Here is a 26,357-nt window from a genome sequence, read left to right on the forward strand (position 1 = left end):
TTTAATTATGACGTTGTCTCCTTATCTGCAAGAGGTGGCCAAGCGCCGCACTTTTGCCATTATCTCTCACCCGGATGCCGGTAAAACGACCATCACCGAGAAGGTGTTGCTGTTTGGACAGGCGATCCAGACTGCGGGTACAGTGAAAGGCCGTGGCTCCAGCCAGCATGCAAAATCCGACTGGATGGAGATGGAAAAGCAGCGTGGTATTTCGATTACCACCTCCGTGATGCAGTTCCCGTATCACGACTGCCTGGTGAACCTGCTGGACACCCCGGGCCACGAAGACTTCTCCGAAGATACCTACCGTACCCTGACGGCAGTGGACTGCTGTCTGATGGTGATCGACGCCGCGAAAGGTGTAGAAGACAGGACCCGTAAGCTGATGGAAGTCACCCGTCTGCGCGATACGCCGATCCTCACCTTTATGAACAAGCTCGACCGTGACATCCGCGATCCGATGGAGCTGATGGATGAAGTAGAAAACGAGCTGAAGATCGCCTGTGCGCCCATCACCTGGCCAATTGGCTGCGGTAAGCTGTTCAAAGGGGTGTATCACCTCTATAAAGACGAAACTTACCTGTATCAGACCGGTAAAGGCCACACCATTCAGGAAGTGCGCATTGTTAAAGGTCTGGACAACCCGGATCTGGACGCGGCGGTTGGCGAAGAGCTGGCCGCGCAGCTGCGCGAGGAGCTGGAGCTGGTCAAGGGCGCGTCTCACGAATTCGACAAAGAGCTGTTCCTGAGCGGCGAAATTACCCCGGTCTTCTTCGGTACCGCACTGGGTAACTTCGGCGTTGACCACATGCTTGACGGCCTGGTGGAGTGGGCGCCGCAGCCGATGCCGCGCAAAACCGACACCCGTGAAGTGGAAGCAAAAGAAGAGAAGTTCACCGGCTTCGTATTTAAGATTCAGGCCAACATGGACCCGAAACACCGTGACCGCGTGGCCTTTATGCGCGTGGTGTCCGGTAAGTATGAAAAGGGCATGAAGCTGCGCCAGGTGCGTATCGGGAAAGACGTTGTCATCTCCGACGCGCTGACCTTTATGGCGGGTGACCGTTCGCACGTTGAAGAGGCCTATCCGGGCGACATCATCGGGCTGCACAACCACGGCACCATCCAGATCGGTGATACCTTCACCCAGGGCGAAATGATGAAGTTCACCGGTATTCCGAACTTCGCGCCGGAGCTGTTCCGTCGTATTCGTCTGCGCGATCCGCTGAAGCAGAAACAGCTGCTGAAAGGCCTGGTTCAGCTCTCCGAAGAGGGCGCCGTGCAGGTCTTCCGCCCAATCGCAAACAACGATCTGATCGTTGGCGCGGTCGGCGTGCTGCAGTTTGATGTGGTCGTTGCGCGTCTGAAGAGCGAGTACAACGTGGAGGCGATTTACGAATCGGTGAACGTCGCGACCGCGCGCTGGGTTGAGTGTTCTGACGTGAAGAAATTCGAAGAATTTAAGCGTAAGAATGAAGTTCAGCTGGCGCTGGATGGTGGCGATAACCTGACCTATATCGCGCCAACGATGGTGAACCTGAACCTGACGCAGGAACGTTACCCTGACGTTCAGTTCCGTAAAACCCGCGAGCACTAATCCCCTCTCTGAGCACGGCTCCCGCCGTGCTCTTCTTTAATTCCTGTCTTATTAATCCCTTGCGGAATGTTCTTAATTCAACGCAATTTCACGCTATTCGCGCGTTTTTTGCCCAATTCTGAAAGCGGCTCTGTGAGAGTGATCTATATTTAACTCAGTGTTTAACACCGGGCGTGGATAAATTAACTGTTCAATGCATGACTTTAGGTTATCCATTTTGCCCGCGTGTTTATTCGCAATATATAAAACTACTAAGGAAGTATGCAGCCCGAATAACGGGTCAACACAGGAATAGATCGATGAATATGACAAGACTGAAGATTTCTAAAACTCTGCTGGCTGTAACTCTGGGTAGCGTTCTGGTGAGCGGCTCCGCCCTGGCGGAAAGCAGCACCATGGATAAAGCACAATCCACGGCCGATAACGCAGGGCAAAAAATCGATAGCTCTATGAATAAAGTCGGCAACTTCATGGATGACAGCTCAATCACAGCAAAAGTGAAAGCCGCACTGGTGGATGATGAAGCCATTAAGAGCACCGACATTTCCGTTAAGACCGACAAGAAAGTGGTCACGCTGAGCGGCTTTGTCGAAAGCCAGGCTCAGGCTGAACAGGCGGTAAAAGTGGCGAAAGGCGTCGAAGGTGTCGCCTCCGTCAGCGATAAGCTGCACGTCCGTGACGGCAAAAACGCGTCGGTGAAAGGTTATGCCGGTGATGCAGCTACCACCAGCGAAATCAAAGCTAAACTTTTAGCAGATGACATCGTGCCGTCCCGTAAGGTGAAAGTGGAAACCACCGATGGCGTGGTTCAGCTTTCCGGTACGGTAGATTCGCAGGCGCAAAGTGAACGTGCCGAGTCCATCGCGAAAGCGATTGATGGTGTGAAAAGCGTTAAAAACGATCTGAAAACGAAGTAAATCTCGACCATTCGCCCGTCTGGCTAATACCTGCGGGCGAAATAAGAATGACTCTGGAAAAACGCCGGTGAGTGACCTGAGCGCTCACGTTTAGCGGCCGACATTAACTATGGTAAAGGAGAAGCTTATGTTTCGTTGGGGCATTATATTTCTGGTTATCGCGTTAATTGCCGCCGCATTGGGCTTTGGTGGACTGGCAGGTACAGCGGCATGGGCAGCTAAAATTGTCTTCGTTGTGGGTATTATTCTGTTCCTGGTCAGCCTGTTTACGGGACGTCGACGTCCGTAGCAAACGCAATATTCCTTCAACAAAATAAAGCCAGTCACTGTGACTGGCTTTTTCTTATTTGCGTAACAGGTCGGGTGCGTTACTGTGGTGTTATAAAATAATCAAAACAGGAAAGCAGAGGTGGGGCAACGAATTCCCGTTACGCTCGGCAATATTGCGCCGCTGACGTTAAAACCGTTCCGCGCAGGTCAACTCGCGCTGGTCTGCGAGGGTGGCGGACAGCGCGGCATTTTCACCGCCGGTGTGCTGGATGAGTTTATGCGCGCGCAGTTCAACCCGTTTGACCTCTATTTCGGCACGTCTGCCGGGGCGCAGAACCTGTCGGCCTATGTCTGCAACCAGCCCGGCTACGCGCGAAAGGTCATCATGCGCTATACCACGGCGAAAGAATTTTTTAATCCTGTGCGCTTTGTGCGCGGCGGCAACCTGATCGATCTCGACTGGCTGCTGGAGTCGACCTCCAGCCAGATGCCGCTGGCCATGGACACCGCCGCACGTCTGTTTGATAGCGGCAAAGAGTTCTGGATGTGCGCCAGCCGGGGCGATGACTATTCGCCGGGCTATTTTTCTCCTCAGAAGGAGAACTGGCTGGACATCATCCGCGCCTCCAGCGCGATCCCCGGTTTTTATCGTACCGGCGCCCTGCTGGACGGTATTAGCTATCTTGACGGCGGGATCAGTGACGCGGTGCCGGTGCAGGAAGCCGCCCGTCGCGGGGCGAAAACCATCGTGGTGATCCGTACCGTGCCGTCGCAAATGTATTACACCCCGCAGTGGTTTAAGCGGATGGAGCGCTGGCTGGGCGACAGCAGCCTGCAGCCGCTGGTGAACATCGCGAAGCAGCATGAAACCACCTATGGCGCGATGCAGCGCTTCATTGAAAAGCCGCCGGGTAAGCTGCGTATTTTTGAAATTTATCCGCCTAAGCCGCTGCTGAGCATGGCGCTGGGCAGTCGCGTTCCTGCGCTGCGTATGGATTACAAAACGGGGCGGCTGTGTGGGCGCTACTTCCTGGCGACGGTGGGGAAAATGCTGGCGGAGCAACCGCCGCTTCATCGCCATAAACGCATTATTACGCCGCCTGCGATTGTCGCTAACGATGCCCTGACGATGCCGCTTGTGGATATTCCGCAGGCGAATGACGCTTTACTGGATAATGAGGATCTGGCGTGACGCACCGCTTTATTGATACCCACTGCCACTTCGATTTCCCGCCGTTTACGGGAGATGAAGAACGCAGTATTGCGAAAGCGGCCGAGGCAGGCGTTCAGGCCATCATTGTGCCTTCAGTGGAAGCGGCTTACTTTTCCCGGGTGCTGGATCTTTCCATGCGGCACTCCGCACTCTATGCCGCGCTCGGCCTGCATCCGATTGTGATTGAGCGACATCGGGATGAGCACATTGAGAGGCTTGATGAGGTACTGCAGACCGCAGGCGACAAGCTTGTCGCCATCGGTGAGATCGGCCTCGATCTTTATCGCGAGGATCCGCAGTTTGAGCGCCAGCAGACGATCCTCGACGCGCAGCTCAGGCTGGCGAAGCGCCACGATCTGCCGGTGATCCTCCACTCAAGACGCACGCACGATAAGCTGGCGATGCACCTGAAACGCATCGATCTGCCGCGCAGGGGCGTCGTGCATGGTTTCTCCGGCAGCCTGCAGCAGGCGCAGCGTTTCATTGAACTGGGCTATAAAATTGGTGTGGGTGGCACCATCACCTATCCGCGCGCCAGTAAAACCCGTGACGTGATGGCACAGCTGCCGCTGTCGGCGCTTCTGCTGGAAACTGACGCGCCGGATATGCCGCTGAACGGTTTTCAGGGACAGCCGAATCGCCCGGAACAGGCGGCGCGCGTGTTCACCACCCTGTGTGAACTGCGTCAGGAGCCGGAAGAGGTGATTGCCGATGCGCTGCTGGAAAATACGCGTTCGGTATTTGGCATCACGCTATAGATAAAGCGCCGGGCGGATCACCGTTATTTTCTGTTTTTCCAGCGCCCGCGCCAGCGGTTCAACGTCTTCCGGCGTGGCGCTGCGCCACGACGCCGCCTCACCGTATACGCCGTGCGCATGAAACGCGTTGATGCGCACCGGCACATTTCCAAGCCCGTGGATAAAGGTCGTTAGCGGCTTGAGGTTTTCCAGATAGTCACACTGCCCCGGAATAACCAGCAGGCGGAGTTCCGTCAAACGGTGACGATCTGCCAGCCAGCGGATGCTCTGCTTGATCTGCGGGTTTTCGCGCCCGGTCAGGAAGCGGTGGTGTTCGTTCCCCCACGCCTTCAGGTCCAGCATCGCGCCATCCAGTACCGGCAGCAGCTTTTGCCAGCCGGTTTCGCTTAACAAGCCGTTGCTGTCGACCAGGCAGGTCAGATGATTCAGGGCGGGATCGGCTTTGATCGCAGAGAATAGCGTCACTAAAAACGGCAATTGAGTTGTGGCTTCCCCGCCGCTTACGGTGATCCCTTCGATAAACGGTGCGGATTTGCGGACCTGGGTGAGGATCTCCTCCACGCTGAAGCGGTGCGCCATGGGCGTCGCCTGCTGCTGGCACAGGTGCAGGCAGGTGTCGCACTGCTGGCAGTCGCTCTCCTGCCACCAGACGCGCCCGGCCTGAATGGTCAGCGCGTCGTGCGGGCAGTGGGGCACGCAGTCCCCGCAGTCATTGCAGCGGCCGATCGTCCACGGGTTGTGGCAGGTTTTACAGCGCAGGTTGCAGCCCTGCAGGAACAGGGCCAGGCGGCTGCCCGGCCCGTCCACGCAGGAAAAAGGGATGACCTGACTAACTAAAGCGCATCTGCTGTTCATGGCTTATCACGCGCGGCTGACGTTCCAGAATACGGGTATTGCGTGCGGCTTCTTCCCCCAGCCACGTGGTATTGGTGCGCGATCCGGCTTCCCGGTATTTCTCCAGATCCGACAAGCGAACCATATAGCCGGTCACGCGGACCAGATCGTTACCCGCTACGTTGGCGGTAAATTCACGCATACCGGCCCTGAACGCGCCCAGGCAAAGCTGAACCACCGCCTGAGGGTTGCGTTTTACCGTTTCATCCAGCGTCAGAATATCGCTTATCCCGGAAGCGTAGTGCTTGTGATGGGGAGCCACCGCCAGCAGGTGGCTGATGGGATCCGGCTCTTCGCCGTAGGGCAGGCGCGCGCCTGGCGTGGTACCCGAATCGGAGCTGATCCCCGACTGGGCATGAAGCATCGCGCGCTGCTTCCAGGCGTGCTTCACCGGCGTGTTTTCGACAAACGCCGCAAGCTGTTCGCTGATGCGATAGCCCAGCGCGTTGGCCTGCTCATCTTTTCCGTAGCGTCCCGCTATTCCTGCTTTCTCACAAAGCGAGTTTACCGCTTCCGCCAGGCCGTACATGCCAAACATCGGCACAAACCGATCGGCATCAATCAGCCCCTCTTTCACCAGGAAGCTATTCTCAAAGAAGCCAGATTGCTCGTACAGGAAACCGCAGCGTGCATCGATGATGGCCATTTGCTGCTGGCAGTAGTGCGGGAGCGTGCGGGTAAAGAAGTCTTCAATGGATGTGCTGCGTTCAGCAATGGCTTTGAGGTTAAGGCGCACCAGGGTGCTGCCACCGCCTGCAAGCGGCAGGGAGTTGTAACAGCTCACCACGCCGTAACGGCCTTTTGTGAAAATTTTATCATTCACCGGGCCATAAGAAATATGCGGTTTGCTGCATTCACATATGTTTTTTGCTACCTCAAGCAGCAAGTCGTCCGGGGTGATATCGGGATCGTAGATAAAGGTCAGGTTTGGCGCGACCTGCTTCAGCTCTGCATCGGCCCGCAGAATGGCACGGGTGATGGGGCCGTCAGCAGGCCCGATGTTTGCGTGCATAAAGGCATCCGGCAGCGTACGGTCGAGATAGCGCCAGAAACGTTTTATTCGGCTATCGATCTCTTCTTGTGTTAGAATTCTAACATAAGGTTGCAGCAACGCATCAAGCTGACCGAGATAGACCGGCATCGATGTGACGGACGGAACATGATGGTAGAGGATGGTTAACAGCGAGAGGGCATCGTCGAGATCTTTTGCCCCTTCCAGCTCAAGCCATTCTGAACCATTAGCCAGAAATTTTGCGTAATCCGGCAGAACGTAACGGGGTTTGTAAGGCGCATGGCCTTCGAACATGTCGCAGATAAACCCCTCGTCCAGCGCGGCGCGCGCAGCTTCAGGAAGTGCCGGATACGGCAGGTTGTTTTCCGCTTCCAGCGCCAGAAAATGACGTTTTTGTTCCGGGGTTAACACCGGGCTTGTCACAATCTGCTGGCAACGTTGCTGCAGGGCGTCGGGGCTGGAGTGGGGCATATTCGCTTCCTTGAATGTTCTGCGGATGATGAACGGATTGTAGAAAGCCTGCCTGTTGGCGCTTTTGATCCCACAGGGGGTATTGCTGCTTTAGTCGGCAATTTGCGCACTAAAGTTTGAAGAAGATCTCATTACAGTAATGCAAATTAGTACGCAGTTTTCATTAACTGTGATGAATGTCGAAGTGTGGATGCGGGTGAATGTTAGAATACTCACAGACCCGCAAGGTAAAATTTATACGGCACTGCCGTTGGAGAATGTTATGACCGATTTAACTGCAAGCAGCCTGCGCGCGTTGAAACTGATGGACCTGACCACCCTGAACGATGACGACACCAATGAGAAAGTCATCGCCCTGTGCCATCAGGCGAAAACGCCGGTGGGTAATACCGCAGCCGTTTGTATCTACCCGCGCTTTATCCCGATTGCCCGTAAGACGCTGAAAGAGCAGGGCACCCCGGACGTGCGCATTGCAACCGTGACTAACTTCCCGCACGGCAACGACGATATCGACATTGCGCTGGCAGAAACCCGCGCGGCGATTGCCTACGGCGCAGACGAAGTTGACGTGGTGTTCCCGTACCGCGCGCTGATCGCCGGTAACGAGCAGGTCGGTTTTGACCTGGTGAAAGCCTGTAAAGACGCGTGTGCGGCGGCAAACGTGCTGCTGAAAGTGATCATCGAAACCGGCGAGCTTAAAGAAGAGGCGCTGATTCGTAAGGCGTCTGAAATCTCCATCAAAGCCGGTGCGGATTTCATTAAAACCTCTACCGGTAAAGTGCCGGTGAATGCGACCCCGGAAAGCGCGCGCATCATGATGGAAGTTATCCGCGACATGGGCGTGTCCAAAACCGTCGGTTTCAAACCTGCGGGCGGCGTGCGTACCGCGGAAGACGCGCAGCAGTTCCTGGCGATTGCCGACGAGCTGTTTGGCGCCGACTGGGCCGATTCCCGTCACTACCGCTTCGGCGCCTCCAGCCTGCTGGCCAGCCTGCTGAAAGCGCTGGGTCACGGCGACGGTAAGAGCGCAAGCAGCTACTGATTGCCATACAACGCCGGATGACGCTTCGCTTATCCGGCCTACAGGATCGTAGGGCGGGTAAGCGTAACGCCACCCGCCACAACTCCCCCGATTCCGCATGGAGGTTACCGTGTTTCTCGCACAAGAAATTATTCGTAAAAAACGTGATGGTCATGCATTAAGCGACGAAGAGATCCGCTTCTTCATCAACGGCATTCGTGATAACACCGTCTCAGAAGGGCAGATTGCTGCTCTGGCGATGACCATTTTCTTCCACGATATGTCGATGCCTGAGCGCGTGTCGCTGACCATGGCGATGCGAGATTCAGGAACCGTTCTGGACTGGAAAAGCCTCAACCTTAACGGCCCGATTGTGGATAAACACTCCACTGGCGGCGTGGGCGACGTGACCTCCCTGATGCTTGGCCCAATGGTGGCAGCCTGTGGTGGTTACATCCCGATGATCTCCGGACGCGGCCTGGGCCACACCGGCGGTACGCTCGACAAACTGGAAGCCATTCCGGGTTTCGATATCTTCCCGGACGACAACCGCTTCCGCGACATTATTAAAGACGTTGGTGTGGCGATTATCGGCCAGACCAGCTCTCTTGCTCCGGCAGACAAGCGTTTCTACGCGACCCGCGACATCACCGCGACCGTTGACTCCATCCCGCTGATCACCGCCTCTATCCTGGCGAAGAAGCTGGCGGAAGGGCTGGACGCGCTGGTGATGGACGTGAAGGTCGGCAGCGGCGCCTTTATGCCAACCTATGAACTCTCTGCGCAGCTTGCCGAAGCGATCGTTGGCGTCTCCAACGGCGCGGGCGTGCGCACCACCGCACTGCTCACCGACATGAACCAGGTGCTGGCCTCCAGCGCCGGTAACGCCGTCGAAGTGCGTGAAGCGGTGCAGTTCCTGACCGGTGAATACCGCAACCCGCGTCTGTTTGACGTGACCATGGCGCTGTGCGTTGAGATGTTAATCTCCGGCAAGCTCGCCAAAGACGACGCTGACGCCCGCGCAAAACTGCAGGTGGTGCTGGACAACGGCAAAGCGGCGGAGATCTTTGGCCGCATGGTTGCCGCGCAGAAAGGCCCGACCGATTTCGTCGAAAACTATGCGAAGTACCTGCCGACCGCGACGCTCAGCAAAGCGGTGTATGCCGATAGCGAAGGGTTTGTCTCCGCCATGGATACCCGCGCGCTGGGTATGGCGGTGGTCTCGATGGGCGGCGGGCGCCGTCAGGCGTCAGACACCATTGATTACAGCGTCGGCTTTACCGATATGGCTCGTCTGGGCGACAGCGTTGATGGCCAGCGTCCGCTGGCGGTGATCCACGCCAAAGATGAAGCCAGCTGGCAGGAAGCGGCTAAAGCGGTGAAAGCGGCTATTACGCTTGACGATAAAGCACCGGAAACCACACCGACTGTCTATCGCCGTATCACCGAATAGCGGTATACTGATCTGATCGATAATTTTTGAAGCACTACGTACGGAGAACAATTATGAAACGTGCATTTATTATGGTGCTGGACTCATTCGGCATCGGCGCAACCGAAGATGCAGAACGTTTTGGTGACGTGGGTTCCGATACCATGGGTCACATCGCGGAAGCCTGTGCGAAAGGCGAAGCGGACAACGGTCGTAAAGGCCCTCTGACTCTACCTAACCTGACCCGCCTCGGGCTGGTGAAAGCGCATGAAGGCTCTACCGGTAAAATCGCAGCCGGTATGGACGGCAACGCGGAAGTCGTGGGCGCCTACGCCTGGGCTCACGAGCTCTCCTCCGGTAAAGACACCCCGTCTGGCCACTGGGAAATCGCCGGTGTGCCGGTGCTGTTCGACTGGGGCTATTTCTCCGATCACGAGAACAGCTTCCCGCAGGAGCTGCTCGATAAGCTGGTGAAGCGTGCCAACCTGCCGGGTTACCTGGGTAACTGCCACTCCTCCGGTACCGTGATTCTGGATCAGCTCGGCGAAGAGCACATGAAAACCGGCAAGCCGATTTTCTACACTTCTGCTGACTCCGTGTTCCAGATTGCGTGCCATGAAGAAACGTATGGCCTGGATAAACTCTACGAGCTGTGCGAAATCGCCCGTGAAGAGCTGACCGAAGGCGGCTACAACATTGGGCGCGTGATCGCGCGTCCGTTTATCGGCGACAAAGCGGGTAACTTCCAGCGTACCGGTAACCGTCACGATCTGGCCGTTGAGCCGCCGGCGCCAACCGTGCTGCAGAAGCTGGTTGAAGAGAAGGACGGTCACGTGGTGTCCGTGGGTAAAATCGCGGATATCTACGCTAACTGCGGCATCACCAAAAAGGTCAAAGCGACCGGTCTGGATGCGCTGTTCGATGCCACCATCAAAGAGATGAAAGAAGCGGGCGACAAGACCATTGTCTTCACCAACTTCGTGGACTTCGACTCCTCCTGGGGTCACCGTCGCGACGTCGCAGGCTATGCGGCCGGTCTGGAACTGTTCGACCGCCGTCTGCCGGAGCTGATGGAGCTGGTGGGTGAAGATGACATTCTGATCCTGACCGCGGACCACGGCTGTGACCCAACCTGGACCGGTACCGACCACACCCGTGAGCACATTCCGGTGCTGGTGTACGGCCCGAAAGTGAAGCCAGGCTCGCTGGGGCACCGTGAAACCTTCGCGGACATCGGCCAGACTATCGCCAAATACTTTGGTACGTCTGACATGGAATATGGCAAGGCCATGTTCTGAATCATGTAGGGTGAGGTCTGATGCCCTCACCCCAGCCCTCTCCCTGCGGGAGAGGGTGAAAAGAATAAACAATGTTAAAGGAACTGAAGATGGCAACTCCTCACATTAATGCAGAAATGGGTGATTTCGCTGACGTCGTATTGATGCCGGGCGACCCGCTGCGCGCGAAGCACATTGCAGAAACCTTCCTGGAAGACGTGCGTGAAGTGAACAACGTTCGCGGCATGCTGGGCTTCACCGGTACCTATAAAGGCCGCAAAATTTCCGTTATGGGCCACGGTATGGGTATCCCATCCTGCTCTATCTACACTAAAGAGCTGATCACCGATTTCGGCGTGAAGAAAATTATCCGCGTTGGCTCCTGCGGCGCGGTGCGCATGGACGTTAAGCTGCGCGACATCGTTATCGGTATGGGTGCCTGCACCGATTCCAAAGTTAACCGTATGCGTTTCAAAGACCATGACTTCGCAGCGATTGCTGACTTCGGCATGGTGCGCGACGCGGTTGACGCAGCAAAAGCGCTGGGCGTTGAAGCGCGCGTGGGTAACATCTTCTCTGCGGACCTGTTCTATGCACCGGACGGCGGCGAGATGTTCGACGTGATGGAGAAATACGGCATTCTGGGCGTGGAAATGGAAGCGGCGGGTATCTACGGCGTCGCGGCTGAGTTTGGTGCGAAAGCGCTGACCATCTGCACCGTGTCTGACCACATCCGTACCCACGAGCAGACCACCGCTGCCGAGCGTCAGACTACCTTCAACGACATGATCAAAATCGCGCTGGAATCCGTTCTGCTGGGCGATAAAGCGTAATTCTGTCTCTGCCCTCCCTCTCCCTGTGGGAGAGGGCTGGGGTGAGGGTACCAGACCGCACCTAGCGCACGGCCTGTGCAATCCACGCCGACAGCTCCCGCAGCTCTTTTTCCTGCTCAGGGAAATCTCCGATCAACGCGTCGCATTCCTGCTGCAGCATATCCGCCCTGTACAAACAGCCCTGCAAACGTGCCGCCAGCGCCTCTAATGGTGCCGGGTTCAGGCTATCGGTAAACACCTGCGTGCGGGTGATATGGCCTTTCTCCACGTCAAAATGCAGCTCCACGCCGCCCCAGGTAAAACGCTCGTCCAGCAGATGGGAAAAGGCAGGGGCCTGACCGAAGTTCCACTCCCAGCTGCTCTGGCGGGCGAAGGTTTCGGCGAAGTTGGGCAGATCCGGGGTTTTGTCTGGGGAGATCACTTCTGCTTCCACGCGCTCGCCGTAATGTTCAAAGAACGCTTCACGGATCGCGTCGCAAATCTGCTCGTGCGTAATCCCCGGCAGCAGCTCCACCAGATTTGCCACGCGCCCGCGTACGGACGTAATGCCCTTAGCCTGTAACTTTTTCTTATCAGGATTAAGGTAGTTCGCCAGACGGCTGAGATCGGCATTCAGCAGCAGGGTGCCGTGGTGGAACCCGCGATCCATCGTTTCGCGGTAGGCGGAGCCGGAGACCTTCCGGTCGCCCTCGGGGGTTTTCACCACCAGATCGTTACGTCCGGAGGCTTCAGCCGTCACGCCGAGTGAATTCAGCGCATTGAGGACAATCGAAGTTGAGATGGTTTTGTCGTATTCCGGTTTTCCCGCCATAAAGGTAAAGCAGGTATTGCCCAGATCGTGAAAGACCGCGCCACCGCCGCTGCTCCGGCGCGCGAGGCGGACGTTATCCTCTTCCATACGCCGCGTATTGCACTCTTTCCAAGGGTTTTGCGCGCGGCCGATCACGACCGTATCGGCGTTACGCCAGAGAAACAGGACGCGCTGGGTGGCAGGCATCTGGCGGAAAATGCACTCTTCTACAGCGAGATTAAACCAGGGATCGTAAGAGTCAGAGATAAGCAGGCGTAACGTCGTCATGGCAAAGTTCCTTTTCCGAATCGTTCGCCTACTTTATCACTATTCTTTCTTCTCGCTCTCTTCGTCTTCGGGAACGGATCTGCTGGCGGTCAGCAGGAACGGGGATTGCTGCCATCGCGAGCGCTTGCCGCGAAGCAGGGTGCGCGCCAGCACAACGCCGATGGCGAGTGAAAGCAGCAGCATCAGGCGCAGAATATTGGTGGTATTATCGACCTGTTTGGCTTCAGTGGGCAGGGTGTGGGTGTCGAGCGTCAGGCGCAGATACCCCAGGGGGCCATTCTTACCCTGAATAGGTTCAACAAGCTGCTGGTTGAAGTAGCCGCCGGCTTTTTTACCGTCAAGCGCCAGCCTGTCGCGCACGTCGACATGTTCGCCCGCGCGGGCAATCAGGTTGCCTTGCTCATCATAGACGCCCGCATCAAGAATGCGGCTATTCTCCGTGAGCAGGCGTAAAACCTGGCCTATTCGCTTATCGTCCGGCGTTTCGGTTCGCATGGACGGTGCGACGTTGAGCGTCACCTGGCGTGCCAGCGTGCGGGCCAGCTCTTCAAACTGCGGGTTGCGTTGCCGTTGATGATTCTGGCTAAACCACGATGCCCCCTGCATCAGCACCACTAAGAGTGCGAGACAGGAAAGGACGATCACGGCGCGATGGAGCCGGAATTTCAGTTTTGCGCGAGCCATATTCCACCTGCTGAAAATTTACGGCTTAATGTTGCCAGAAGTGATGGTTACAGGGTAGCCTCATGCGTTATTTTCCCTCTGCAACCTTCCGGCGCGAACGAAATTACAGGAGCTTTAATGCCGAACATTACCTGGTGTGACCTGCCAACGGATGTCTCTTTATGGCCAGGATTGCCGCTCTCTTTAAGTGGCGATGAGGTGATGCCTCTGGATTACCATGCCGGTCGTAGCGGCTGGCTCCTCTATGGACGCGGTCTGGATAAGCAACGCCTGACCCAGTATCAAACCAAACTGGGGGCCGCGATGGTCATCGTCGCCGCCTGGTGCGTGGAAGACTATCAGGTCATTCGCCTGGCGGGCTCTTTGACGCAGCGCGCCACGCGTCTGGCGCATGACGCCGGGCTGGACGTCGCGCCGCTGGGTAAAATTCCGCACCTGAAAACGCCTGGCCTGCTGGTCATGGACATGGACTCTACCGCCATTCAGATCGAGTGTATCGACGAAATTGCGAAGCTGGCGGGCAGCGGCGAGCTGGTGGCGGAAGTCACCGAGCGTGCGATGCGCGGCGAGCTGGATTTCACCGCCAGCCTGCGTCAGCGCGTGGCGACCCTGAAAGGGGCCGATGCCAACATTCTGCGCCAGGTACGCGACGTACTGCCGCTGATGCCAGGGCTGACGCAGCTGGTGCTGAAGCTACAGTCCCTCGGCTGGAAGGTGGCAATCGCCTCCGGTGGCTTCACCTTCTTCGCGGATTACCTGCGGGAAAAACTGCATCTGACCACCGTGGTGGCCAATGAGCTGGAGATCATGGACGGCAAGCTGACCGGCCAGGTGATCGGCGATATTGTGGATGCCCAGTACAAAGCCAATACGCTGACGCGTCTGGCGGAAAAATATGAAATTCCGGTTATCCAGACCGTCGCTATCGGGGACGGCGCGAACGACCTGCCGATGATCAAAGCGGCCGGCCTGGGCATTGCCTACCATGCCAAGCCAAAAGTGAATGAAAAGACGGAAGTCACTATCCGTCACGCTGACCTGATGGGGGTGTTCTGCATTCTCTCCGGCAGCCTTAATCAGAAATAACGAGGTAAACCGTGGCGAAAGCTCCAAAACGCGCATTTGTCTGTAATGAATGTGGTGCGGATTATCCGCGCTGGCAGGGGCAATGCAGCGCCTGTCATGCCTGGAACACCATCACCGAAGTGCGTGGTGTGGCGGCTTCGCCGAGCGTGGCGCGCAATGAACGCCTGAGCGGCTACGCGGGCAATGCGGGCGTGGCGAAGGTGCAAAAACTTTCGGACATCAGCCTCGAAGAGCTGCCGCGCTTCTCCACCGGGTTCAAAGAGTTTGACCGCGTGCTCGGCGGCGGCGTGGTGCCGGGGAGCGCCATTTTGATCGGCGGTAACCCGGGCGCGGGTAAATCGACCCTGCTGCTGCAAACGCTCTGCAAGCTCGCCGAACAGATGAAAACCCTGTACGTCACGGGCGAAGAATCACTGCAGCAGGTGGCGATGCGCGCGCACCGTCTGGGCCTGCCGACCGGCAATCTGAACATGCTCTCCGAAACCAGCATCGAGCAGATCTGCATGATCGCCGAAGAAGAGCAGCCGAAGCTGATGGTGATCGACTCCATCCAGGTGATGCACATGGCGGACATTCAGTCCTCGCCGGGCAGCGTGGCGCAGGTGCGTGAAACGGCGGCCTACCTGACGCGCTTTGCCAAAACGCGCGGCGTGGCGATTGTGATGGTCGGCCACGTGACCAAAGACGGCTCGCTGGCCGGACCTAAAGTGCTCGAACACTGTATCGACTGCTCCGTGATGCTCGACGGCGACGCGGACTCCCGCTTCCGTACCCTGCGCAGCCATAAAAACCGCTTTGGGGCGGTGAACGAGTTAGGCGTGTTTGCCATGACCGAGCAGGGGCTGCGCGAAGTCAGCAACCCGTCGGCGATCTTCCTGAGCCGGGGAGATGAGACCACCTCCGGCAGTTCGGTGATGGTGCTGTGGGAAGGCACGCGCCCGCTGCTCGTCGAAATTCAGGCCCTGGTGGACGTGTCGATGATGGGCAACCCGCGGCGCGTGGCGGTCGGTCTGGAACAGAACCGTCTGGCGATCCTGCTGGCGGTGCTGCACCGTCACGGTGGGCTGCAGATGGCGGATCAGGACGTTTTCGTTAACGTGGTGGGGGGCGTGAAAGTCACTGAGACCAGCGCAGACCTGGCGCTGCTGCTGGCGATGGTCTCAAGCCTGCGCGACAGGCCGCTGCCGCAGGATCTGGTCGTCTTCGGTGAGGTGGGCCTCGCCGGGGAAATCCGTCCGGTGCCCAGCGGCCAGGAGCGTATCTCCGAGGCGGCAAAACACGGTTTCCGCCGGGCTATCGTTCCCGCTGCTAACGTGCCGAAAAAAATCCCGGAAGGGATGCAGGTTTTCGGCGTGAAGAAACTCGCAGATGCGTTAAATGTCTTTGACGACTTATAATTACGTATTCGATTTTGCAGGAGGCACCGTAATTTATGTCATCATTTGACTACATCAAGACCGCTATCCGCCAGAAGGGCTGCACGCTGCAGCAGGTGGCGGACGCCAGCGGCATGACTAAGGGCTACCTGAGCCAGCTGCTGAACGCCAAAATCAAAAGCCCCAGCGCGCAGAAGCTGGAAGCGCTGCACCGCTTTCTGGGGCTGGAATTCCCGCGTATGCAAAAGAACATCGGCGTGGTGTTCGGCAAGTTTTACCCGCTGCATACCGGGCATATCTATCTGATCCAGCGAGCCTGTAGCCAGGTTGACGAGCTGCACATCATCATGGGCTACGATGAAACCCGCGATCGTCAGCTGTTTGAGGACAGCGCCATGTCGCAGCAGCCGACCGTGCCTGACCGCCTGCGCTGGCTGCTTCAGACCTTCAAGTACCAGAAAAACATTCGCATTCATGCCTTTAACGAAGAGGGCATGGAGCCGTATCCGCACGGCTGGGACGTGTGGAGCAACGGCATCAAAGCGTTTATGGAAGAGAAGGGCATTGCGCCTAACTGGATCTACACCTCTGAAGAGTCCGATGCGCCGCAGTTCCGCGAGCATCTGGGCATCGAGACGGTGCTGATCGATCCGAAACGCACCTTCATGAACATCAGCGGAGCGCAGATCCGCGAAAACCCGTTCCGCTACTGGGATTACATCCCGACCGAGGTGAAGCCGTTCTTTGTGCGCACCGTCGCGATCCTGGGCGGCGAGTCGAGCGGTAAATCAACGCTGGTCAACAAGCTGGCGAATATCTTCAATACCACCAGCGCATGGGAGTACGGCCGCGATTATGTCTTCTCGCACCTGGGCGGCGACGAGATGGCGCTGCAGTATTCCGACTATGACAAAATCGCGCTCGGCCACGCTCAGTACATTGATTTCGCAGTGAAATATGCCAACAAGGTGGCGTTTATCGATACCGATTTCGTCACCACTCAGGCGTTCTGTAAAAAATACGAAGGGCGCGAGCACCCGTTCGTGCAGGCGCTGATTGACGAATATCGCTTTGACCTGGTGATCCTGCTGGAAAACAACACCCCGTGGGTGGCCGACGGCATGCGCAGCCTCGGCAGCTCCGTTGACAGGCGTGAATTCCAGTCCATGCTGGTGGAGATGCTCAACGAAAACAACGTTGAGTTTGTGCACGTGGAAGAGTCGGACTACGACTCCCGTTTCCTGCGCTGCGTAGAGCTGGTGAAGGAGATGATGGGGGAGCAGGGGTAAAAACTTACCCCTCACCCTAACCCTCTCCCTGCGGGAGAGGGCCGGGTTGAGGGCATCAAGCCACTCAGAACTCAACCACCACTTTTCCGCGCATATGCCCGTCCAGTACCTTACGGTGCGCCTCGGTAATGCTCTCCACGCTCAGCCCGTGCAGCGTTTCACTCAGTGAGCTTTCCACCACGCCATTATCTACCAGCTTCGCCACCTCATTGAGGATCTCACCCTGACGCGCCATATCCGCGGTCTGGTACATGCTGCGGGTGTACATAAATTCCCAGTGCAGGGCGGCGGATTTCGACTTCAGCTTGTCCTGGTTCAGCGGGTGTTCATTCTCCACGATGGAACAGATATGCCCCTGTGGGGCAATCAGTTCGCTGACCGCATCCCAGTGTCCGTCGGTGTCGTTGAGGATGAAAATGTAATCCACAAATTTGAGCCCGTGTTTCGCCAGTTCGCCTTTCAGATCGCGGTAGTTCACCACCACATCTGCACCGCGATCGCGGCACCACCGGGCGGAATCTTCGCGAGACGCGGTTGCGACGATCTTCACCTTGCTGTTGTGCTTCGCAAACGGGATCGCCAGCGATCCCACGCCGCCCGCGCCGCCAATGATCAGCAGGGTTTTGTCCGCGCCGGCATCCTGAATGTTCAGCCGTTCAAACAGGCCTTCCCACGCGGTGAGTGCGGTCAACGGCAGTGCAGCGGCAGCGGCCCAGCCGAGGCTTGCAGGCTTGCGCCCGACAATGCGCGCATCAATCAGCTGATGCGTGGTGTTGCTGCCCGGGCGGGTGATGTCGCCCGCGTACCACACTTCATCTCCCGGTTTGAATCCGGTGACGCCCGTCCCAACGGCTTTGACGATCCCGCTGGCATCCCACCCGAGAATGCGCGGCTCGTTCAGTCCGTTTTTGGCAATGCCCGCGTGGACTTTGGTATCGACCGGGTTAACCGAGACGGCTTTCACCTCCACCAGCAGATCGTGCTCGCCGGGATGCGGCATCGGCGGGGTGATTTCAATGAAGGTGGACGGATTTTCCGGGTTCACGGCAATGGCTTTCATTGACATGGTGTGCTCCTCAATGGCATGCGTTTTGTTGAGGCTAGTCTATTAAGTGGCCAGCCGCATGATAAGATGGACAATCAAGAACTCAGCGTTCGTACAGGATGAACAATCATGTTTAAACAGCTGCAGGATATGGCGCTTTTCGCGCTGGTGGCGGAGATGGGCAGCTTTACCGCGGCAGCCCAGAAAGCCGAACTGCCGAAATCCAGCGTCAGCCAGCGAATTAGCCAGCTGGAGCAGCAGGTGGGTATCCGCCTGCTTAACCGCACTACCCGCAGGCTGAACCTGACGTTTGCGGGCGAGCACTATCTGGTGCACTGCCGCGAAATGCTGGCGGCCAGCGAGCGGGCGGAGTATGCCATTCAGCGCCTGCGCGAAAACCCGAGCGGGCGGCTGCGCATCACCTGTCCGGCTGGGATTGGCGCGACGCTGCTGGCGCATATGAATGCCGAGTTCCAGCTTCGCTATCCTGAGGTTTCGCTGGACGTGTCGATCTCTGATGATGTGGTGGATCTGGTCGAGTCCGGCTTTGACGTGGCGCTGCGTACCGGCAAGCCGCAGGACTCCTCCCTGATTGGCCGAATGATCGGGCACTGTCCGCGCTACATGCTGGCCTCGCCGGAATATCTGGCGCGCCGGGCGCCGCTAACGCATCCCCGTCAGCTGGTGGAGCACCGCAGCATTACGCACAGAGCCTGGTCGGAGTGGCTTCTGCGAAGCGAGAATGAGGATTACCGCTACCTGCCGGATAACGCGCACATGACCGATAATCTGGTGTACGCCCGCGAGTGCGCGATGGCCGGGGCGGGGATCACGCTGCTTCCTGCATTTCTGCTGGGAGATAAGGTTGAAAAGGGCGCGCTGGTGCAGGTGCTGCCGGAGTGGAACGTTGAAGGCAACGACCTCTGGCTGGCCTACCCGAGCCGCAAGCTGAATTCGCCCGCGCTGATGAGCTATATCGAGTTTGCGATGCAGTTTGACGAGGTGAAGCGGTATTACGTGGGCAAATAAAAAAGCCGGGTGGCGGCTTCGCCTTACCCGGCCTACAAACAGCGCAGAACCGTAGGCCGGGTAAGCGTGAGCGCCACCCGGCTTTTTGGGCACTTACTTAGCAATACGCTTATACTTAATACGCTTCGGCTCCAGCGCGTCGGCGCCCAGCGTGCGTTTCTTGTACTCTTCGTATTCGGTGAAGTTACCTTCGAAGAACTCCACCTTACCTTCGTCCTGGTAGTCCAGAATGTGGGTCGCGATACGGTCGAGGAACCAGCGGTCGTGCGAGATAACCATCGCGCAGCCCGGGAACTCCAGCAGGGCGTTTTCCAGCGCGCGCAGGGTTTCGATATCCAGGTCGTTTGTTGGTTCATCGAGCAGCAGAACGTTACCGCCCACCTGCAGCAGCTTCGCCAGGTGCAGACGACCGCGCTCACCGCCGGACAGCTCGCCTACACGTTTGCCCTGATCGGTGCCTTTGAAGTTAAAGCGACCAACGTAGGCGCGGCTTGGCATCTCGGTGTTGCCGATGCGCATGATATCCAGGCCGCCGGACACTTCTTCCCACACGGTTTTGCTGTTGTCCATCGCGTCACGGAACTGCTCAACGGAGGCCAGCTTCACGGTCTCACCCAGGGTGATAGAGCCGCTGTCAGGCTGTTCCTGACCGGACATCATGCGGAACAGGGTCGATTTACCCGCGCCGTTCGGACCGATGATGCCGACGATAGCGCCTTTCGGTACGGAGAAGGTCAGGTCGTCGATCAGCACACGGTCGCCGTAAGACTTACGCAGGTTGGTCACTTCAACCACTTTATCCCCCAGACGTGCTCCAGGTGGAATAAACAGTTCGTTGGTTTCGTTACGTTTCTGGTATTCGGTGTTGTTCAGCTCTTCAAAGCGTGCCAGACGGGCTTTGCCCTTAGACTGACGGCCTTTCGCGCCCTGACGAACCCACTCCAGCTCTTTCTCGATAGACTTACGGCGCGCCGCTTCCTGAGAAGCTTCCTGCGCCAGACGCTGATCTTTTTGCTCCAGCCAGGAGGAGTAGTTGCCTTCCCACGGAATACCTTCACCGCGGTCCAGCTCCAGGATCCAGCCGGCGACGTTGTCGAGGAAGTAACGGTCGTGGGTAATCGCCACAACGGTGCCTTCGAAGTCGTGCAGGAAGCGCTCCAGCCACGCCACGGATTCCGCATCCAGGTGGTTGGTTGGTTCGTCGAGCAACAGCATATCTGGTTTTTCCAGCAGCAGGCGGCACAGCGCCACGCGGCGGCGTTCACCCCCGGAGAGGTTCGCGATTTTCGCATCCCAGTCCGGCAGACGCAGGGCATCTGCCGCGCGCTCCAGCTGCACGTTCAGGTTGTGGCCGTCGTGCGCCTGGATGATCTCTTCATACTTGCCCTGCTGTGCGGCCAGCTTGTCGAAGTCCGCATCCGGCTCGGCGTATTTGGCATACACTTCATCCAGGCCTTTCAGGGCGTTAACCACTTCGGAAACCGCTTCTTCAACGGATTCGCGAACGGTGTGTTCCGGGTTCAGCTGAGGTTCCTGCGGCAGGTAGCCAATCTTGATGCCAGGCTGCGGACGGGCTTCACCTTCGATGTCTGTATCAATGCCGGCCATGATGCGCAGCAGGGTGGACTTACCGGCACCGTTGAGACCCAGAACACCGATTTTTGCGCCCGGGAAGAAGCTCAGCGAGATATTTTTAAGAATATGACGTTTCGGCGGGACAACTTTGCCGACACGATGCATGGTATAAACGAATTGAGCCACGTTGGACTTCGCCTCTTTTATCGTAATGAGAAGGAATTTCAGCCTCGAAGTGTAGCCTTTTTCCCGCCCTAATCCCAGCCAGGAACGTCGGGAGTGTTAAAACGCGCAAGAAAGGTAAAAAAGTGTCCACGACGTGGCGCGTTGAAGGATGCCTGGTTAGCATAAGTTAATTAGACTTTGACGTGGCAAGACGCTGCAATTGACGAAAAAACAATGAGGAAGAGCTTGTGGAAAAAGCCAAACGGGTGGTCTGGCGTCTGCTGGCTGCCAGCGTATGCGTAATGGCGGTAAGCCAGGCGGTGCATGCCGATTCACTGGATGAACAACGCAACCGCTACGCCCAGATTAAACAGGCGTGGGACAACAAGCAGATGGATACCGTGCAGGCGCTGATGCCGACGCTAAAGGATTATCCGCTGTATCCGTATCTCGAGTATCGCCAGATCACGGACGATCTCATGAACCAGCCCACCGTCACCGTGAATAACTTCATTCAGGCGAACCCGACCCTGCCGCCAGCCCGAAATCTCCAGTCTCGTTTTGTGAATGAGCTGGCGCGTCGCGAAGACTGGCGCGGACTGCTGGCGTTTAGCCCTGAAAAGCCGAATACCACCGAAGCCCAGTGTAACTACTACTACGCAAAATGGGCGACCGGCCAGCAGGAAGAGGCCTGGGCCGGGGCGAAAGAGCTCTGGCTGACCGGGAAAAACCAGCCGAACGCCTGTGACTCCCTGTTCGGCGCGTGGCGCGCATCCGGCAAGCAGGATCCGCTGTCCTACCTTGAGCGCATCCGTCTGGCGATGAAAGCCGGCAACACGCGTCTGGTGACCACGCTGGCGGGGCAGATGCCGTCCGATTACCAGACGATCTCCACCGCGGTTATCTCGCTGGCTAACGATCCCAACAGCGTGCTGACCTTTGCCCGCAGTACGGGCGCGACCGATTTTACCCGCCAGATGGCGGCGGTGGCCTTTGCCAGCGTGGCGCGTGACGATGTGGAAAACGCGCGGCTGATGATCCCGCAGCTGGTGCAGGCGCAGCAGCTTAATGAGGAACAAACCCAGGAGCTGCGCGACATCGTGGCGTGGCGACTGATGGGCACGGATGTGACCGATGAACAGGCGCGCTGGCGTGACGATGCCATTATGCGTTCGAACTCCACGTCTCTGGTGGAACGTCGCGTGCGCATGGCGCTGGGTACGGGAGATCGCCGTGGGCTGAATACCTGGCTTGCGCGGTTGCCTATGGAGGCCAAAGAGAAGGACGAATGGCGCTACTGGCAGGCCGATCTGCTGATGGAGCGCGGTCGTGATGACGAGGCCAAAGAAATTCTCCATACGCTGATGCAGCAGCGCGGGTTCTACCCGATGGCAGCCGCGCAGCGCCTGGGCGAGGAGTACACCTTCCGCATTGATAAAGCGCCAGCCAACGCGAACCCGGCGCTGACGCAGGGGCCAGAAATGGCGCGCGTGCGCGAGCTGATGTACTGGAATATGGATAATACCGCGCGCAGCGAGTGGGCGAATCTGGTGACCAGCCGCAGCACCGACGAGAAAGCCCAGCTTGCCCGCTATGCTTTTGATAACCACTGGTGGGATCTGAGCGTGCAGGCGACGATCGCCGGTAAGCTTTGGGATCATCTCGAAGAGCGTTTCCCGCTGGCTTACAAGGATCTGTTCGATCGCTACACCAGCGGCAAAGATATCCCGCAAAGCTACGCGATGGCAATTGCCCGTCAGGAGAGCGCATGGAACCCGAAAGTCCGTTCCCCGGTGGGCGCCAGCGGCCTGATGCAGATTATGCCGGGCACGGCGACGCACACGGTGAAGATGTTTAATATTCCTGGCTACAGCAGCCCGTCACAGCTTCTGGATCCAGATACCAACATCAACATCGGTACCAGCTACCTGCAGTACGTGTATCAGCAGTTCGGCAATAACCGCATCTTCTCGTCGGCGGCGTATAACGCGGGGCCGGGTCGCGTGCGTACCTGGCTCGGCAACAGCGCCGGACGCATTGACGCCGTGGCGTTTGTCGAGAGCATCCCGTTCTCGGAAACGCGCGGCTATGTGAAGAACGTGCTGGCCTATGACGCCTACTATCGCTACTTCATGGGGCAGAAAGATACCCTGATGAGTGATGCCGAGTGGCAGAGACGTTACTGATCGGCGCGGGTTGTGTTATGCTGTACTCGCTAATGAGTACAAGAGGCAGCATAACATGACACAGCATTCCCCGTATTCCTCGGCAATGGCCGAACAACGTCATCAGGAGTGGCTTCGTTTTGTGGAGCTGCTTCGCCAGTCTTACGAGCAGGATTTGCACTTACCCCTTATGCAGCTGATGCTCACGCCGGACGAGCGTGAGGCGCTGGGCACGCGCGTGCGCATCATTGAAGAGTTGCTGCGCGGCGAGATGAGCCAGCGCGAGCTGAAAAATGAGCTCGGCGCGGGCATCGCAACGATTACCCGCGGATCGAACAGCCTGAAGTCGGCACCCGTTGAGCTGCGCCAGTGGCTGGAAGCGGTATTGCTGAAAAATACCTAACGATAAATCGCGTTATGGAACGGGCTTAACGCCAGGATCACCGCCTGATGATAAACGCCTGAACGCGTCAGCGCGCCTGCGGTAAAGACGCCAATCGCCCCTTCTTTACGGCCAATCTCATCAATGCCGGTGTACTGCGACATCACCGGCCCAAGCGCTTCACCCGCGCGGACTTTTTCCAGAATAATCTCCGGAAGCGGCAGGGTGGCTGAACGCGCTTCACCGCGCTGTTCACGGCTTTCGATCACCACCCAGCTAAAGGTTGCGCCTTCGTCGATACCGGCTTCAATTGCCACCCAAAAGTCCGCATCCGGTGCCGCAGCCCTGGCATTTGCCACGCGGTTTCGTGCGCCAGCGCGCGTTTCCTCGCTGCCAAACGGCTGTTCAGGAACGCCACTCTCGACGCCGATGGCTTCAATATGGCAGGATCCTGCGCCGAAGATCTCTTCAAATGCCCTTAGAATTGCCTGAATTTTGGCAGGATTAGTGGTAGCAGAGACAACATGGTGCATAATTAAGCTCGATTCAAAAAAAACTCATCGCAGTATAACGGAAAAAAAGCATGTTACAGGTATACCTTGTTCGCCACGGTGAAACGCAGTGGAACGCCGAGCGACGTATTCAAGGCCAGTCAGACAGTCCTCTTACAGAGAAGGGCGTGCAGCAAGCGTGGCAGGTGGCAGAACGCGCCCGAACGCTGGGCATTACCCACGTCATTACCAGCGATTTAGGTCGCACACAGCAGACGGCGCGCATCATTGCAGACGCCTGCGGCTGTGACGTCATGCTGGAGCCGCGCCTGCGCGAGCTGGATATGGGCGTGCTGGAAAAACGCCATATCGATACGCTGACGGAAACGGAAGAGGGCTGGCGCCGCACGCTGGTGAACGGTACCGAAGATGGCCGTATTCCTGAGGGCGAATCCATGCAGGAGCTCAGCGTCCGTATGCATGCCGCACTGGCGGAATGCCTGAAGCTTCCGGCGGGAAGCCGTCCGCTGCTGGTGAGTCATGGGATTGCGTTGGGATGCTTGGTGAGCACCATTCTGGGATTACCGGCTTACGCTGAGCGCCGTTTGCGTCTGCGTAACTGCTCCATTTCCCGAATTGATTATCAGGAAAGCGCGTGGCTGGCGTCAGGATGGGTCGTGGAGATGGCAGGGGACATTTCGCATCTCGATGCCCCTGCGCTTGACGAACTGCAGCGTTAACGACGTATTGGAATCAAAAATTCCATACGCAGATTGATTGGGCCTTCTTCCGGTTTGGCATCCTGCGCCGGGTAGTAGCGCTCAATGTCCTGACCTTTACGGCGATTAAGATTCAGCATTGGCATGCAGGTACCGTAAACGGTCAGGATAAACTCCTGTACCCCCGTTCCCAGCCCTTCATAGGCGAACATCACGTATTCGCCTCCTTCCAGCACGACAGGCTTCGAACCCTGAATATACCCGTTGGCCATCTCTGGCGTCAGCGCGGTGGTGTAGAACACCTCCTGCTCGTCGTCTTTTTCCTGGCTTGGATGCGTTTCGTTGAGGCCATACAGGATAGGCGGGATCGCCGGCGCGTGGCTCAGGAAGTCGCGCCAGAACTGGACGCGCATCTGATGTCGGAACTCGGAAATCTGCTCCAGTGAACAGGAGTAGCTCTGCGTTGTGCCGATCAGATGGGTTTCCGGCAGTGTAATAATGTCGTACTTCGGCATTGCGAACTCGCCCAGACGCAGCGGCGGACGCATGCCAAACGAGCTCCAGTCAGGCGAGCGACGATAAAGCGCTGGCGTCAACAAGAACTGTTTTTTAAAGGCGCGGGTGAATGTCTGCTGTGAATCGAAACGATATTGCAGGGCAATATCCAGAATCGGCCGCGCGGTGAGGCGCAATGCTACAGCAGATTTTGATAAACGACGTGCGCGAATATAGGCCCCGATAGCATGACCGGTGACATCCTTGAACATCCTTTGCAGATGCCACTTGGAATAGCCTGCTTTAGCCGCCACATGATCCAGTGACAAAGGCTGGTCGAGATGACCTTCCAGCCAGGTGAGCAGGTCGCGAATAATTCCAGCCTGATCCATATACTATCCTCATCCTTAAAACAGCAGGTGCCTGATAACAGGTTAGCGGATAATAGCATTTTTTGATGTTTTAGCATTCAGTGTTTTTTTTGCGCATTCATGCTTTTTCTAGCACATTACAGGCAGATATATTCTAATCCTGTGATCTTGCTACATTTTTGTCTAAAGTGTTGAATAATTGCTCAGTGTAATTTTAAAGAATGGTAACAATATGAAATACAAGACTTTGCTCTTCACCGCGCTGATGTTGATGGTCGGGCGCGCTGCACAGGCGGAACAGATTGGTTCCGTCGATACCGTGTTCAAAATGTTTGGCCCGGACCACAAAATCGTGGTGGAGGCGTTTGACGATCCGGACGTGAAAAACGTCACCTGCTATGTCAGCCGCGCGAAAACGGGCGGCATCAAAGGCGGACTGGGGCTGGCGGAAGATACCTCCGATGCGGCGATCTCATGTCAGCAGGTGGGCCCGGTTGAATTGAGCGACAAAATTAAAAACGGCAAAGCGCAGGGCGACGTGGTATTCCAGAAACGGACCTCGCTGGTGTTCAAAAAGCTGCAGGTTGTGCGTTTCTACGATGCCAAACGCAATACGCTGGCCTACCTGGCCTATTCTGACAAAGTGGTGGAAGGGTCACCGAAAAACGCGATCAGCGCGGTGCCGATTATGCCCTGGCGGGAATAAAAAAAA

Annotated in this window: 25 protein-coding genes; 17 read left to right on the forward strand and 8 right to left on the reverse strand. The window is 57.2% G+C overall.

Translation table 11 applies throughout. The annotated features are described in order from the left end of the window. Positions 1 to 7: 7 nt before the first annotated feature. From prfC to ACW9E7_RS01920, 5 genes are all read left to right on the forward strand, one after another. The gene (prfC, locus tag ACW9E7_RS01900; RefSeq protein ID WP_127729550.1) at positions 8 to 1,597 is read left to right on the forward strand and encodes a peptide chain release factor 3; all 1,590 of its coding nucleotides are present in this window, start codon (positions 8 to 10) and stop codon (positions 1,595 to 1,597) included. 299 nt (positions 1,598 to 1,896) lie between these two features. Further along, positions 1,897 to 2,514, forward strand: a complete 618-nt coding sequence (gene osmY, locus ACW9E7_RS01905) for a molecular chaperone OsmY (RefSeq protein ID WP_039260909.1) — start codon at positions 1,897 to 1,899, stop codon at positions 2,512 to 2,514. Between the two features lie 127 nt (positions 2,515 to 2,641). Next, entirely contained in the window at positions 2,642 to 2,803 is a 162-nt protein-coding gene (locus tag ACW9E7_RS01910) for a DUF1328 domain-containing protein (protein ID WP_003856556.1), read from the forward strand. A gap of 120 nt (positions 2,804 to 2,923) precedes the next feature. After that, on the forward strand, positions 2,924 to 3,976 hold the full coding sequence (locus tag ACW9E7_RS01915) for a patatin-like phospholipase family protein (RefSeq protein ID WP_024908268.1): 1,053 nt from the start codon (positions 2,924 to 2,926) through the stop codon (positions 3,974 to 3,976). Further along, positions 3,973 to 4,755, forward strand: coding sequence for a TatD family hydrolase (locus ACW9E7_RS01920; RefSeq protein WP_458727178.1), 783 nt, complete (start codon positions 3,973 to 3,975; stop codon positions 4,753 to 4,755). Before ACW9E7_RS01915 ends, ACW9E7_RS01920 begins: the two co-directional genes overlap by 4 nt. Here the strand turns inward: ACW9E7_RS01920 and ACW9E7_RS01925 are convergent. Both ACW9E7_RS01925 and ACW9E7_RS01930 read right to left on the reverse strand, forming a co-directional pair. Further along, positions 4,750 to 5,610, reverse strand: a complete 861-nt coding sequence (locus tag ACW9E7_RS01925; protein WP_458727179.1) for a YjjW family glycine radical enzyme activase — start codon at positions 5,608 to 5,610, stop codon at positions 4,750 to 4,752. The genes ACW9E7_RS01920 and ACW9E7_RS01925 overlap by 6 nt on opposite strands. Next, positions 5,585 to 7,132, reverse strand: coding sequence for a YjjI family glycine radical enzyme (locus tag ACW9E7_RS01930; RefSeq protein WP_458727180.1), 1,548 nt, complete (start codon positions 7,130 to 7,132; stop codon positions 5,585 to 5,587). The genes ACW9E7_RS01925 and ACW9E7_RS01930 overlap by 26 nt, the downstream gene beginning before the upstream one ends. A gap of 262 nt (positions 7,133 to 7,394) precedes the next feature. Here ACW9E7_RS01930 and deoC point away from each other — a divergent pair, with 262 nt between their 5' ends. The 4 genes from deoC to deoD all read left to right on the forward strand — a co-directional run bounded on the left by deoC (position 7,395) and on the right by deoD (position 11,695). Beyond that, positions 7,395 to 8,174 carry a deoxyribose-phosphate aldolase gene (gene deoC / locus ACW9E7_RS01935; protein WP_023303054.1) on the forward strand — a complete coding sequence of 260 codons (780 nt, stop codon included), beginning with the start codon at positions 7,395 to 7,397 and terminating at the stop codon, positions 8,172 to 8,174. Positions 8,175 to 8,283: 109 nt separating this feature from the next. After that, complete coding sequence (gene deoA / locus ACW9E7_RS01940; RefSeq protein ID WP_458727181.1) at positions 8,284 to 9,606, forward strand: thymidine phosphorylase; 1,323 nt, start codon at positions 8,284 to 8,286, stop codon at positions 9,604 to 9,606. Between the two features lie 53 nt (positions 9,607 to 9,659). Then, the gene (gene deoB, locus ACW9E7_RS01945) at positions 9,660 to 10,883 is read left to right on the forward strand and encodes a phosphopentomutase (RefSeq protein ID WP_127729560.1); all 1,224 of its coding nucleotides are present in this window, start codon (positions 9,660 to 9,662) and stop codon (positions 10,881 to 10,883) included. Positions 10,884 to 10,972: 89 nt separating this feature from the next. After that, positions 10,973 to 11,695 carry a purine-nucleoside phosphorylase gene (gene deoD, locus ACW9E7_RS01950; RefSeq protein WP_032643987.1) on the forward strand — a complete coding sequence of 241 codons (723 nt, stop codon included), beginning with the start codon at positions 10,973 to 10,975 and terminating at the stop codon, positions 11,693 to 11,695. Positions 11,696 to 11,756: 61 nt separating this feature from the next. Here the strand turns inward: deoD and lplA are convergent, their stop codons facing one another. Together lplA and ACW9E7_RS01960 are read right to left on the reverse strand one after the other, a co-directional pair. Next, entirely contained in the window at positions 11,757 to 12,773 is a 1,017-nt protein-coding gene (gene lplA, locus ACW9E7_RS01955; RefSeq protein WP_370732696.1) for a lipoate--protein ligase LplA, read from the reverse strand. Positions 12,774 to 12,812: 39 nt separating this feature from the next. Beyond that, positions 12,813 to 13,457: a YtjB family periplasmic protein gene (locus ACW9E7_RS01960; RefSeq protein ID WP_115876488.1), complete on the reverse strand. Its 645-nt coding sequence runs from the start codon at positions 13,455 to 13,457 to the stop codon at positions 12,813 to 12,815. Between the two features lie 117 nt (positions 13,458 to 13,574). Here ACW9E7_RS01960 and serB point away from each other — a divergent pair, with 117 nt between their 5' ends. From serB to nadR, 3 genes are read left to right on the forward strand one after another with little or no spacing between them, the layout of a single operon-like run. Beyond that, positions 13,575 to 14,543, forward strand: a complete 969-nt coding sequence (gene serB, locus ACW9E7_RS01965; RefSeq protein WP_136195634.1) for a phosphoserine phosphatase — start codon at positions 13,575 to 13,577, stop codon at positions 14,541 to 14,543. A gap of 11 nt (positions 14,544 to 14,554) precedes the next feature. Further along, on the forward strand, positions 14,555 to 15,940 hold the full coding sequence (gene radA / locus ACW9E7_RS01970) for a DNA repair protein RadA (RefSeq protein WP_136195633.1): 1,386 nt from the start codon (positions 14,555 to 14,557) through the stop codon (positions 15,938 to 15,940). 35 nt (positions 15,941 to 15,975) lie between these two features. After that, positions 15,976 to 17,208 carry a multifunctional transcriptional regulator/nicotinamide-nucleotide adenylyltransferase/ribosylnicotinamide kinase NadR gene (nadR, locus tag ACW9E7_RS01975; RefSeq protein WP_006810194.1) on the forward strand — a complete coding sequence of 411 codons (1,233 nt, stop codon included), beginning with the start codon at positions 15,976 to 15,978 and terminating at the stop codon, positions 17,206 to 17,208. A gap of 64 nt (positions 17,209 to 17,272) precedes the next feature. On the opposite strand, the gene ACW9E7_RS01980 is transcribed toward nadR, so the two are convergent. Then, positions 17,273 to 18,274, reverse strand: a complete 1,002-nt coding sequence (locus tag ACW9E7_RS01980; protein WP_458727182.1) for a zinc-binding alcohol dehydrogenase family protein — start codon at positions 18,272 to 18,274, stop codon at positions 17,273 to 17,275. A 108-nt stretch (positions 18,275 to 18,382) separates the two neighbouring features. Here ACW9E7_RS01980 and ACW9E7_RS01985 point away from each other — a divergent pair, with 108 nt between their 5' ends. After that, entirely contained in the window at positions 18,383 to 19,282 is a 900-nt protein-coding gene (locus ACW9E7_RS01985; protein ID WP_458727183.1) for a LysR family transcriptional regulator, read from the forward strand. A 93-nt stretch (positions 19,283 to 19,375) separates the two neighbouring features. On the opposite strand, the gene ettA is transcribed toward ACW9E7_RS01985, so the two are convergent. Continuing rightward, complete coding sequence (gene ettA / locus ACW9E7_RS01990) at positions 19,376 to 21,043, reverse strand: energy-dependent translational throttle protein EttA (protein WP_458727184.1); 1,668 nt, start codon at positions 21,041 to 21,043, stop codon at positions 19,376 to 19,378. 227 nt (positions 21,044 to 21,270) lie between these two features. Between ettA and sltY the strand changes: the two genes are divergently transcribed. Next, the gene (gene sltY / locus ACW9E7_RS01995) at positions 21,271 to 23,208 is read left to right on the forward strand and encodes a murein transglycosylase (RefSeq protein ID WP_458727185.1); all 1,938 of its coding nucleotides are present in this window, start codon (positions 21,271 to 21,273) and stop codon (positions 23,206 to 23,208) included. A gap of 55 nt (positions 23,209 to 23,263) precedes the next feature. Next, positions 23,264 to 23,590 carry a trp operon repressor gene (gene trpR, locus ACW9E7_RS02000; protein ID WP_047747961.1) on the forward strand — a complete coding sequence of 109 codons (327 nt, stop codon included), beginning with the start codon at positions 23,264 to 23,266 and terminating at the stop codon, positions 23,588 to 23,590. Here the strand turns inward: trpR and yjjX are convergent. Next, on the reverse strand, positions 23,587 to 24,102 hold the full coding sequence (gene yjjX / locus ACW9E7_RS02005; RefSeq protein ID WP_048961786.1) for an inosine/xanthosine triphosphatase: 516 nt from the start codon (positions 24,100 to 24,102) through the stop codon (positions 23,587 to 23,589). The genes trpR and yjjX overlap by 4 nt on opposite strands. A 50-nt stretch (positions 24,103 to 24,152) precedes the next feature. Here yjjX and gpmB point away from each other — a divergent pair, with 50 nt between their 5' ends. After that, the gene (gene gpmB, locus ACW9E7_RS02010) at positions 24,153 to 24,800 is read left to right on the forward strand and encodes a 2,3-diphosphoglycerate-dependent phosphoglycerate mutase GpmB (protein ID WP_008502057.1); all 648 of its coding nucleotides are present in this window, start codon (positions 24,153 to 24,155) and stop codon (positions 24,798 to 24,800) included. Here the strand turns inward: gpmB and robA are convergent. Further along, entirely contained in the window at positions 24,797 to 25,666 is an 870-nt protein-coding gene (robA, locus tag ACW9E7_RS02015) for an MDR efflux pump AcrAB transcriptional activator RobA (RefSeq protein ID WP_111964082.1), read from the reverse strand. The two genes, gpmB and robA, sit on opposite strands and share 4 nt — an antisense overlap. 211 nt (positions 25,667 to 25,877) lie before the next feature. Between robA and creA the strand changes: the two genes are divergently transcribed. Then, a complete protein-coding gene (gene creA / locus ACW9E7_RS02020; RefSeq protein WP_045907753.1) occupies positions 25,878 to 26,351 on the forward strand; it encodes a protein CreA in 474 nt (157 codons plus the stop codon). Positions 26,352 to 26,357: the final 6 nt, after the last annotated feature.

Source organism: Enterobacter sp. H2G27 (assembly GCF_054403075.1).